Source organism: Bradyrhizobium sp. IC3123, from assembly GCF_020193625.1.
In the GTDB taxonomy this organism is placed as follows: domain Bacteria; phylum Pseudomonadota; class Alphaproteobacteria; order Rhizobiales; family Xanthobacteraceae; genus Bradyrhizobium; species Bradyrhizobium yuanmingense.
Map to the genome: position 1 here is coordinate 1 of NZ_JADYVF010000031.1, position 9,922 is coordinate 9,922.

The 9,922-nt window shown below is 65.3% G+C and carries 8 protein-coding genes; all 8 read right to left on the minus strand.

What is annotated here, in order from left to right:
* Positions 1-342 precede the first annotated feature (342 nt).
* Positions 343-1,329, minus strand: coding sequence for an ABC transporter ATP-binding protein (locus I6F20_RS37285; protein WP_036002034.1), 987 nt, complete (start codon positions 1,327-1,329; stop codon positions 343-345).
* The gene (locus tag I6F20_RS37290; protein ID WP_036002031.1) at positions 1,326-2,333 is read right to left on the minus strand and encodes an ABC transporter ATP-binding protein; all 1,008 of its coding nucleotides are present in this window, start codon (positions 2,331-2,333) and stop codon (positions 1,326-1,328) included. The genes I6F20_RS37285 and I6F20_RS37290 overlap by 4 nt, the downstream gene beginning before the upstream one ends.
* Positions 2,333-3,226, minus strand: coding sequence for an ABC transporter permease (locus I6F20_RS37295; protein WP_036002028.1), 894 nt, complete (start codon positions 3,224-3,226; stop codon positions 2,333-2,335). The genes I6F20_RS37290 and I6F20_RS37295 overlap by 1 nt, the downstream gene beginning before the upstream one ends.
* Before the next feature lie 9 nt (positions 3,227-3,235).
* On the minus strand, positions 3,236-4,183 hold the full coding sequence (locus I6F20_RS37300) for an ABC transporter permease (RefSeq protein ID WP_036002026.1): 948 nt from the start codon (positions 4,181-4,183) through the stop codon (positions 3,236-3,238).
* A gap of 33 nt (positions 4,184-4,216) precedes the next feature.
* Complete coding sequence (locus tag I6F20_RS37305) at positions 4,217-5,815, minus strand: ABC transporter substrate-binding protein (protein ID WP_036002044.1); 1,599 nt, start codon at positions 5,813-5,815, stop codon at positions 4,217-4,219.
* A 411-nt stretch (positions 5,816-6,226) separates the two neighbouring features.
* The gene (locus tag I6F20_RS37310; protein WP_225131493.1) at positions 6,227-7,777 is read right to left on the minus strand and encodes an AMP-binding protein; all 1,551 of its coding nucleotides are present in this window, start codon (positions 7,775-7,777) and stop codon (positions 6,227-6,229) included.
* An 18-nt stretch (positions 7,778-7,795) separates the two neighbouring features.
* Positions 7,796-8,950 carry an iron-containing alcohol dehydrogenase gene (locus I6F20_RS37315; RefSeq protein WP_225131495.1) on the minus strand — a complete coding sequence of 385 codons (1,155 nt, stop codon included), beginning with the start codon at positions 8,948-8,950 and terminating at the stop codon, positions 7,796-7,798.
* Between the two features lie 353 nt (positions 8,951-9,303).
* The gene (locus tag I6F20_RS37320) at positions 9,304-9,549 is read right to left on the minus strand and encodes a PilZ domain-containing protein (protein ID WP_036002017.1); all 246 of its coding nucleotides are present in this window, start codon (positions 9,547-9,549) and stop codon (positions 9,304-9,306) included.
* Between the last annotated feature and the right edge of the window lie 373 nt (positions 9,550-9,922).

Consider the following 9,922-nt stretch of genomic DNA (forward strand, 5'->3'; position numbering starts at 1 on the left):
GTTCAGCGATGTCCAAAATCCGGGTCCGGAACCGGCCCCCGGGCGGCAAACGACCTAGGAATACGCGGATTTCTAGTCAAGAGGACCTGCAAAAATTTTTGCGCTACTTCAAGGTTCTTGTCCGGATGGATGTGCCGCCGTCCCTGTCACGCCTGCTTGGCGGGCGAGGTGTATCGGCTTGGGCCCGCAAATCTCGAGAGCCGCCCTTACTGGTCATTTCCATGTGAGGATGATCCCATATAGCCCCTTGAGGTCCGCTTCGGGTCAAAAGCGGTAACGCTCTGCCGAGCAGAAGATTTCCGCTCCTCCCTCAGGAGCTGACATTTCTTCTATGAGTCCGCCTTAGCGGCCTCGCCCCGTCCCGTCATTGAGCAAACACGCGACCTGATGCCCGTCACCGGCGTCCAGCAGCGCCGGGCGTTCCGTCTTGCACCGCTCCATCGCAAACCGGCAGCGGGTGTGAAATGCGCAGCCTGACGGCGGATTGACCGGGCTCGGCACGTCGCCGTCGACCAGGGGCGCGAGCTTCTTCGCCAGCGGATTGGCGATCGGCACCGAGGCGAGCAGGGCCTGGGTGTAGGGGTGCCTGGGATTGCGGAACAGCTCGTCCTTGTCGGCGATCTCGACGATGCGGCCGAGATACATCACGGCGACGCGGTGGCTGATATGGGCGACCACGGCAAGGTCGTGCGCGATGAAGAGATAGGAGAAGCCGTGCTGCCGCTGCAGGTCGATCAGAAGGTTGATCACCTGCGCCTGGATCGAGACGTCGAGCGCGGAGACCGGCTCGTCGCAGACGATCAGGCGTGGCCCCAGCGCCAGCGCGCGGGCAATGCAGATGCGCTGGCGCTGACCGCCGGAGAATTGATGCGGGAAATTGCGCATCTGGTCGGGCCGCAACCCCACCTGCTCGAACAGCCTTGCGACCCGCACTTCCAGCTCCTTCCCGGTGGCGAGCCCGTGCACGGCGATCGGCTCGCCGACGATGTCGCCGGCGGTCATGCGCGGATTGAGCGAGGCGAACGGATCCTGGAACACGATCTGCATCGAGCGGCGATGCGGCCGCAGCGCCGTCTTCGAAAGATGCGTGATGTCCTCGCCGTCGAGGCGGATCTGGCCCGAGGTCGGCTCGACCAGTCGCAGCACGCTGCGCGCCACCGTGGACTTGCCGCAGCCGGATTCGCCGACGAGGCCGAGCGTCTCGCCGGTGCCTAGCGCGAAGGAGACGCCATCGACCGCGTGCACGGTGCCGACCTGCCTTCGCAACACGCCGGCGCGCACGGGGTAGTGCTTCTTGAGATCGGTGACTTCGAGCAGCGCCTCGGTCATGCCACCTCCGCGACTTCTTCGGCGCGCCAGCAGGCGGCCAGATGCCCGCCGCCCCAATCTGCCAGCGGCGGATATTCGGCCTCGCAGCGCTTGATGGCGAGCTTGCAGCGCGGCGCGAAGGCGCAGCCTTGCGGCAGCCGCACCAGCGACGGCACCGTGCCGGGGATTTCGTTCAGCCGCGCCTGCGCGGCGGCGCCGGAGGCCGGCACGGCCGGGATCGAGGCCATCAGCCCGCGCGTATAGGGATGCTTCGGCGCGGCGAACAGCGCCTCGACGCTGGCCTCCTCGACCTTTCGCCCCGCATACATCACGATCACGCGTTGCGCGGTCTGCGCGACCACGCCGAGATCGTGCGTGATCAGCACGAGCCCGGTGCCGAGCTCCTTCTGCAGGTCGAGGATCAGCGCCAGGATCTGCGCCTGGATGGTGACGTCGAGCGCGGTGGTCGGCTCATCCGCGATCAGGAGCGCCGGCCGGCAGGCCAGCGCCATTGCGATCATCGCACGCTGGCGCATGCCGCCGGAGAGCTGGTGCGGATACTCGCGCGCGCGCCGCGCCGGCTCGGGAATGCGCACCAGCCGCAGCATCTCGACGGCGATGCCTTGCGCCTCTTTCGCCGAGATATGCCGATGCAGCCGCACCGCCTCGACGATCTGGTCGCCGATCCGCATCACCGGATTGAGCGAGGTCATCGGCTCCTGGAAGATCATGGAGATGCGATTGCCCCTGACCGCGCGCATCTGCGCCTCATCCAGCGCCAGCAGGTCGGTGCCTTCCAGCGAGACGGAGCCGCCGACGATGCGGCCGGGCGGATCGGGCACGAGACGCATCAGCGACAGCGCGGTCACGCTCTTGCCGCAGCCGGACTCGCCGACGATCGCCAGCGTCTCGCCGCGCCTCACGCTGAAGGAGAGGTCGTCGACAGCCTTGAACAGGCCGGAATTAGTGAAGAACACCGTCTTCAGGTTCTTCACGTCGAGCACGAGATCGGTCTTGTCCGCCATCAGCCGCGCTGCCTCGGATCCAGGATGTCACGCAGGGCGTCGCCGAACAGGTTGGCGCCGAACACTGCGAGGCTGATCGCGACGCCCGGGAAGATCACCAGCCACGGCGCGGTGCGGACATATTCGGCGGCGGATTCGGACAGCATGCGTCCCCACGACGGATAGGGTTCGGGAATGCCGAGGCCGAGGAAGGACAGCGAAGCCTCGGTCAGGATGGTCGAGCCGAGCTGCGCCGTCGCCAGCACGATCAGCGGCGCCAGCGTGTTCGGCAGCACATGGCGCAGCGCAATCCGCATCTCGCTCATGCCGATCGACTTGGCGGCCTCCACGAACGGCTGCTCGCGCAGCGCCAGCGTGTTGGCGCGGATGACGCGCGCCACCGTCGGGATCAGCGGAATGGCGATGGCGATGATCACGTTCGGCAGCGAGGGCCCGAGCGCGGCCGTCATCACCAGCGCCAGCACCAGCAGCGGCAGCGCCTGCAGCACGTCGGAGACGCGCTGGAACACCAGATCAAACCAGCCGGAGAGATAGCCGGAGGTGAGGCCGACGATCACGCCGATGGTGCCGCCGAGCACGGTCGAGCCGATGCCGACCGCGAGCGAGATCCGTGCGCCGTGGATGATGCGGCTGAATACGTCGCGGCCGAAGGAATCGGTGCCCATCCAGTGCGCCCAGCTCGGCCGCGTCAGCGCGCGGGCGGAATCGACGGTCAGCGGATCATAGCGCGCGATGACATCGGCGAAGATCGCCGTCAGCACGAACAATGTCATGATGACGAGCCCGGCCGCGCCCAGCACGTGCCGCTGCGCCATGAACAGCACGCGCCGCCAGCCCCCGGTCGCATGCGCCCCGGCCCGCCTCAGCTCAACGTCGAAGTCGATCGCGGCCAAGCTGCTCTCCTAATCCGTGTACCTGATCCGCGGGTCGAACACCGCGTAGAGCATGTCGACGGTGAAATTGGCGAACACCACCACGACCGCGATGAACATCACGAGGTTCTGCACGATCGGATAATCGCGCCAGCGGATCGCCTCCACCAGGAAGCGCGCGACGCCGGGGATGTTGAACACGGTCTCGGTGACGATCAGGCCGCCGATCAGGAACGCCGCCTCGATGCCGATCACCGTGATCACGGGCAGGATCGCGTTCTTCAGCGCGTGGTGATAGTTCACCGCCGCTTCGGAGGCCCCCTTGGCGCGGGCGGTACGGATGTAGTCCTGCCGCAGCACCTCCAGCATCGAGGAGCGCGTGATGCGCATGGTCAGCGCCGCGCTGCGGAAGCCGACGGCGGCAGCCGGCACGGCGTAGGTCGCGAACGCCTCGAGCCAGGTCTTCGGGTTGGGATTGAAGATCGGCATCTGCCCGAACATCGCCACGGACGCTGTGAGGATCAGAAGGCCGAGCCAGAACGAGGGCAGCGACAGCCCGCTGAGGCTGACGACGCGAAGCGCGTAGTCGAGCTTCGTGCCCTGCTTCACCGCGCTGATGACGCCGAGCGGAATGCCGATCGATGCCGAGAACAGCAGCGCGAGGCCGGCGAGCTTTGCCGTGATCGGAATCCGCGGCAGGATCTCCTGCAGCGCCGGCTTCTCCGAGACGTAGGAGAAGCCGAAATCGCCGCGCATGAAGCCGCTGATCCAGTGCCAATATTGCACGATCAACGGACGGTCGATGCCGAGCTCCTTCTCCAGATTGGCCTTGTCGGCGGGATCGACATAGCCGGCGGCGGCGAACAGGATGTCGACGATGTTGCCCGGCACGATGCGCAGCAGGAAGAAGATGACGATCGAGATCCCGAACAGGGTCACGAACATCAGGAACAGGCGCCGCACCAGATAGGCAAACATGCACCGCCCTCCGCGCCAGCCGTTAGCGTCGCGTCACTTGTCGAGCCACACGTCCTCGTAGCGGAAGCCGTTGTAGGAGCTGTTCGACATGATCGTGACGCCCTTGACGTGGGGGTGCCAGCAGGTGCCGGCGCGGGCATGGAAGATGATCGGGCGGGCGACGTCCTCCTGCAGCTTCTTGTCGATGTCCCAGACCAGCGGCCTGCGCTTTCCGATGTCGGTCTCCTGCGACTGCACGTCGAACAGCTTCTCGATCTCCTTGTTGCAATAATTGGTGTAATTCCGCTCCGAGCCGCAGGCATAGTTCTCGTAGAACGACTGGTCGGGATCGTCGACGGCATTGCCGGTCAGGTTGAGGCCGAGCATGTAATCCTTGCGCGCGACCTTCGGGAACCAGTTCGCGGTTTCGACGACGTCGAGCTCGCCGTCGATATAGATGGTCTTGAGCTGGTCGATCAGGATCACGGCGGGGTCGCGATATTCCGCGATGTTGCGCGTCGAGACTTTCACGGCGAGGCGCTTGTCCGGACCGTAGCCCGCCTTCTGCATCAGCTTCCTGGCTTCCTCGCGGTTGGCGTTGATGTCGCGGCCATAGCCCGGAATGGTCTCCAGCCGGTCCTTCGGCATGCCCCAGAGGCCCTGCGGCGGCGGCAGCATGGTGCCGCCGATGTCGCCCTGGCCTTCGAACAGGATGTCGACGAACGCCTTGCGGTCGAGCGCGAGCGCCATCGCGCGGCGGATGTCGATGTTGTCGAACGGCGCGGAGGTGGAATTGACGATGATGTTGGTCGAGACGTTGGTCGGCTCGACGACGCAGGTGGCGTTCGGCGCCTGCGACTTGATGTCCTTCAAAAGCGGGATCGTGATGTGCGTCGGAAAGGTCATGTCGAACTTGCCGGCGACGAAGGCCAGGATCGCGGTCGAGCGGTTGGTGATGATGGTGTATTCGATGCCGTCGAGATAGGGCAGACCCTTCTTCCAATAGTTGGGATTGCGCGTCAGCTTGATCGATTCGTTGGCCTTGAACTCGACGAACTTGAACGGTCCGGTCCCGATCGGATGGGTGCGCATGTCCGCCGGCGAGACATGACAGGGATAGACCGGCGTGTAGCCGGAGGCGAGCATCGCCAGCAGCGAGGGCTGCGGCCGCTTCAGGTCGAAGGTGACCTCGAATTCGCCGTTGGTCGTGACCTCGTTGACCTCGCTGTACCAGGCCTTGCGCGGATTCTGCCGCAGCTTCTGCTGCGACTTGCCCATCAACAGATCGAAGCTGCATTTGACGTCGGCCGAGGTGAACGGCTTGCCGTCGTGCCATTTCACGCCCTGGCGCAGCTTGAACGTCAGCTTCTTGTTGTCGCTGCTCCAGGACCAGCTTTCGGCGAGGTCCGGCCGCAGCGTATCGGGGCTGTTCTGCGCGATGTGCTGATCGTAGATGAGGAGATTGTTGAACACCCCCATGAAGGGGATGTTGATCGAATAGGTCGCGCCTTCGAGGATCGAGGCGTTGGCCGGACTGTCGCGGTGATACATCCGCAAAATGCCGCCCTGCTTGGGCTCGCCGGCGAGCGTGGCAGTTGAGGCCGTCAGCACAGATAACGCCGCCATTGCGGCGAGCGCCCACACGCTCCGCATGCTCATCCTCCCTGGACCTCGGCCTTTTGCGGCCTGTTATCCCGACGATAGCGAGGCGCGTGCAGCGAGGCAACCCGCAAGGCCAGCTGCAATCTCGACAATTCGGATGACGGAATATCTCGGGGGCTTCTCTCATCATGCGAGAGTGCAGGTGCGAAGACGCGATTCCTGTGAGAGTTTGCGCGAGGTCGCCTCAACAACCTCCGCTGTCATCCCGGACAAGCGCGCCCTCAGCGCGCGCCGATCCGGGATCCATAGCCACAGGGAGGAGTTTGGCGAAGACTCGGAGTTGCCAGCCCATGCCGCAACTCCTTCCTGGGGTTATGGGTCCCGGGCTCGCGACTTCGTCGCGCCCCGGGAAGACAGTTGCGTGTATGGCGCTTGCTTGCGCACCTTACGTAGCGGAAACCCTCACACGATCCGCGAGACCTTGTTCCCCCAGTACCGGTCCCGCAGCAGCCGCTTGTACAGCTTGCCGGTCGGCAGCCGCGGCAATTCCTTTTCGAAATCGACCGAGCGCGGCACCTTCTGCCGCGACAGCGACTTTGCGCAGAACGCGATCAGCTCCTCGGCGAGCGCCGGCCCCGGCTCCACGCCGGGCATCGGCTGCACCACCGCCTTCACCTCCTCGCCGAGATCGGCATTGGGTACGCCGAACACCGCGGCGTCCGCCACCTTGGGGTGGGTGATCAGGAGGTTCTCGCATTCCTGCGGATAGATGTTCACCCCGCCGGAGATGATCATGAAGGTGGCGCGGTCGGTCAGGTATAGGAAGCGGTCGGCATCGACATAGCCGACGTCGCCGACCGTGCTCATGCTCCCATCGGCAGAGCGCGCCTCCTTGGTTTTCTCGGGATCGTTGAAATATTCGAACGGCGTTGCCGTCTTGAACCAGACCTGGCCGGGCGTGCCGGTCGGGCATTCCCGCATGTTCTCGTCGAGAATGTGCAGGTCCCCGAGCAGCACCTTGCCGACGGTGCCGCGATGCGCCAGCCATTCCTCGCTGTTGCAGGCGGTGAAGCCGAGGCCTTCGGTGGCGCCGTAATATTCGTGGATGATCGGTCCCCACCATTTGATCATCTCGTCCTTGACCTGCGGCGGACAGGGCGCGGCGGCGTGGATGGCGATCTCCAGCGAGGACAGATCGTAGCGGGCGCGCACCTCCTCCGGCAACTTCAGCATGCGCGAGAACATCGTCGGCACCAATTGCGTGTGGGTGATGCCCCATTGCTCGACCAGCTGCAGGTAACGCTCGGGATCGAAGCTTTCCATGATGATCACGGTGCCGCCCATGCGGATCGTGAGGTTCACGGCCGCCTGCGGCGCCGAATGATAGAGCGGCGCCGGCGACAGGTAGACCATGCCCTCGCGGTAGTGCCAGAGCCTCAACAGGAAATCGAACAGCGGCAGATTGTGCTTCGGCTTCTCCTCCGGCAGCGGGCGCAGGATGCCCTTAGGTCGTCCCGTCGTGCCGGAGGAATAGAGCATGGCGGTGCCGAGCCACTCGTCGGGAATCGGCGTTGCCGGCAGGCCGGCGGTCACCTCCGATAGGCCAACGATGCGCTCGCTCTCGGTAGGGCCGTCGGCGACGATGCAGAGCTTGATGTCGGGACAAGCCTCGATCGCCTCGCGCGCGATGGCGAGCTTGGCCATCGACGTGATCAAAATCTTCGACTGGCTGTTGACGAGCAGATAGGCGAGCTCGCCCGGCGTCAGGAACGAGTTGATGCAGGTGTAGTAGAGCCCGGAGCGCTCGCCCGCGCCGCAGGCTTCGAGATAACGCGCATTGTTCTCCATGAAGATCGAATAATGGTCGAGCCGCCTCAAGCCGTGCTGGCGGAACAAGTGCGCCAGCCGGTTGCTGCGCGCCTCCAAGTCGCGATAGGTGACGGCCTCGCCGGTCGCCGCCATGATGAAGGCGGGCTGCAGCGGACGCAGGCGGGCGTGGTGACCTGTGTACATCGATCCTCCGGATGTCGATCAGGCGGCAAGGAGCAGGATCTCGCGCACATCGGCGGAGCTAGCGATCTTGCGCGGGTTGCGCGGAATCCAGTTCGTGCGCATCGCGGCTTCCGCGATCGCATCGAAATGCTCCGGCGAGATGCGCACGTCGGCAAGGCTGCGCGGCATGCCGAGCGAGCGGATGAAGGCGTCGAGCACGTCGGCAGCATTGCGGCCGGGATAGCCCATGGCCGCCGCGACGATCATCTGCCGCTCGGCATTGTCGCGCGCGTTCCAGCGCATCACCGACGGCAGCATGACGCAGGAGGTGTAGCCGTGCGGCACGTCGAAGGCACCGCCCAGCACGTAGCCGATGCCGTGGCTCGCGCCCATGGGAACGCCGGCGGCGAGCGCCCCCATCGACAGCCAGGTGCCGATCTGCGCGTCCATCCGCGCATCGAGATCTAAAGGATCGGCCTTCACCCGCGGCAGCGCATCGGCGAGCATGGCGAGGCCCTTCACCGCCTGCGCATCGGCGTAAGGATGCGTCTCGCGCGAGCAGATCGCCTCGACGCAATGGTCGATGGCGCGGATGCCGGTCGACAGGAACAGCCATTCCGGCGTGTGCACGGTGATGGCCGGATCGAGGATGGTCGCGCGCGGCACCGCGAGCGGATGCCGCAGCATCTGCTTCACGTGGCTCGCGCGGTCGGTGACACCGGCGATCGATGAGAACTCGCCGCCGGCGATCGTGGTCGGCACGCTGACCTGCCGCACGTGAGGGGCGTTCATCTCGGGCGCAACGCCCTTGTGCACGCGGATGCGGTCGATGCCCGCGATATCGTCGATGCCGTTGGCAAGGCAGAGCTGCACCGCCTTGGCGCCGTCGGTGATGGAACCGCCGCCGATTGTGACGATCAGATCGGCCTCCGCCGCGCGCGCCGCTTGTGTCGCCGCGATCACCGCCTCGCGCGGCGTATGGGCCGGCATGGCATCGAACAGGCCGGCGCAGCGGGAGCCGAGCGCCTCCCTGATTTTCGTGATCTCATCGGTCTGCCGGTTCAGCGTCCCCGACACCATCAGGAAGGCGCGGCTTGTTCCGAGCCGGTCCATCTGCGCGACGATGGCTCCGGCCGCAGGATGGCCGAACACGACCTCCTCGATCGCGCCGAACACGACACGTCCCTGGTGCACGCCTGTCCTCCCCGGACAATTCGTTGGTGTTGTTGTGGCCGCAATCTAGCCGACCCCGCCACGTCAGTCATGCGCGAAGACGCTGGCCGTTTCGCAGCGCGAGGGGCGGGGCTGTTGAAGATGAGATGTGGCGGCGGCCGGCGCGCACGCCTCGTCCTTCGAGACGGCGCTACGCGCCTCCTCAGGATGAGGCTCATCGGCGCCGGTGCCCGTCGAGAACTGCCGCCGCGCACTCCACCCTCATCCTGAGGAGCCCGCTTAAAGCGGGCGTCTCGAAGGATGGCTGCAGGGGAAAATCTCTCCAAGGCGAGTCCTTGCCAAAAAGGCAGGGCCAGCAACCGGCCGCTATTCCCTCAAAACACCACGCCCACGCGCGTGCCGCGCTTCCAGGCTATGCGGCAGCGCTTCTTGGTGTTGACGTGCAGCAGCTCGAAGCGATCGGGAATCGTCACCTGCCCGCCGAGATCGACGCAGGCGCCGCCGGGCGAATAGTCGATCAGCGTGCACGGGATCACCGGCGCGCGCGGGTCGGTGATGATCTTGGCCTGGCGTGACACCAGGCCCGCGGGCTTCACACGGACAAACTTGCGCGGATGCATTGGCACGTCTCCTCCAACTCCGCAGGTCGCGGCGGCTGATCTGTCCCAATCATGGAAAAGAGTTGATGCGATCCCCCTAAGCCGCGCCCGAGAATTTTAACGAAAAGTGTCAGCGAAAGGCAAAAGCAGCGGTAGCGGAGTGCGCTTCCCCTCTCCCCTTGTGGGAGAGGGTGGCTTCGATGCGAAGCATCGAAGCCGGGTGAGGGGTTCTATCCTCGCGAACGGTCCCACGCGCGGCAACAACGCCTCATCCGGCGCCGTAGCCGACGCTACGCGTCGGCGTATGCTTAAGACGGCGGCCGTAGGCCGCCTATGCCACCTTCTCCCACAAGGGGAGAAGGGAAGTCACCCCGTCACCCCCTCCACCTCCGCC

Excerpts from the sequence above, each read along its gene's own strand:
- I6F20_RS37320 (WP_036002017.1), bottom strand. The coding sequence starts at position 9,549 with ATGCATCCGCGCAAGTTTGTCCGTGTGAAGCCCGCGGGCCTGGTGTCA.
- I6F20_RS37290 (WP_036002031.1), bottom strand. The coding sequence starts at position 2,333 with ATGGCGGACAAGACCGATCTCGTGCTCGACGTGAAGAACCTGAAGACG.
- I6F20_RS37310 (WP_225131493.1), bottom strand. The coding sequence starts at position 7,777 with ATGTACACAGGTCACCACGCCCGCCTGCGTCCGCTGCAGCCCGCCTTC.
- I6F20_RS37305 (WP_036002044.1), bottom strand. The coding sequence starts at position 5,815 with ATGCGGAGCGTGTGGGCGCTCGCCGCAATGGCGGCGTTATCTGTGCTG.
- I6F20_RS37300 (WP_036002026.1), bottom strand. The coding sequence starts at position 4,183 with ATGTTTGCCTATCTGGTGCGGCGCCTGTTCCTGATGTTCGTGACCCTG.
- I6F20_RS37285 (WP_036002034.1), bottom strand. The coding sequence starts at position 1,329 with ATGACCGAGGCGCTGCTCGAAGTCACCGATCTCAAGAAGCACTACCCC.